1 protein-coding gene is annotated in these 864 nt (G+C 45.6%); it reads right to left on the bottom strand.

What is annotated here, in order from left to right; translation table 11 throughout:
- Positions 1-596, bottom strand: a 596-nt coding sequence (locus A3756_RS02440) for a type IV pilus twitching motility protein PilT (RefSeq protein ID WP_197481115.1), incomplete at its 3' end; no start/stop codon positions are given.
- Positions 597-864 lie beyond the last annotated feature (268 nt).

The following is an 864-nucleotide window of genomic DNA, read 5'->3' as shown; positions in this document are numbered from 1 at the left end:
ATATCGGGGTCTTCACGAAGCGCTGAACGTAGCGCTTCGTTAAAGCCCAAGGTGTCCCGATGAACTTCACGTTGGTTCATTAAGCACTTTTTACTTTCATGAACAAATTCGATCGGGTCTTCAATCGTTAGAATGTGGTCGTAGCGGTTGTCATTGATATAGTCGATCATGGCGGCCAATGTGGTTGACTTACCAGAACCGGTTGGCCCTGTTACCAGAACCAAGCCGCGTGGGACTTCAGCAATATCTTTGAAAACCTGGCTCATTCCCAGGTCTTCCATGGTGAGTACTTTCGAAGGAATAGTACGGAATACTGCGCCAGCACCACGGTTCTGGTTAAAGGCGTTTACACGGAAGCGAGCAACACCGGGTACTTCGAACGAGAAGTCAGTCTCCAAGAATTCTTCAAAGTCTTTTCGTTGCTTGTCATTCATTATGTCATAAATCAGTGAATGAACTTCTTTGTGCTCCATCGCTGGCAGGTTGATACGGCGAACATCACCGTCAACACGGATCATTGGCGGTAGTCCGGCAGATAAATGTAAATCGGAAGCGCCTTGTTTGGCGGAGAATGCCAGCAGTTCAGTAATATCCATGGTCGTCCTCTAAAGCCTATAACTTTGTATCTTAGATTTTTAAATGAGAAAGCTGATCCAGAAGGATAAAGCTTGTTAATACAGGTTGTTTTTGCTCAAATGCATGTCGACTTTAAGACACGCCACGCAAACTTATATTATGAACTTCAGCATAGCAGACAAGCTCCAGAACGTAAGAAAAAGGATACAAAAAGCCACAATTGATGCCGGCCTAGCAGAAAACTCCGTGCAGCTCCTGGCGGTGTCGAAAAAGAAGCCTGCTGAAGCA

This window comes from Oleiphilus sp. HI0086 (genome assembly GCF_001635225.1).
Note: the sequence above shows the minus strand (reverse complement) of the source record. Positions and strands in the feature narration are given on the sequence as shown.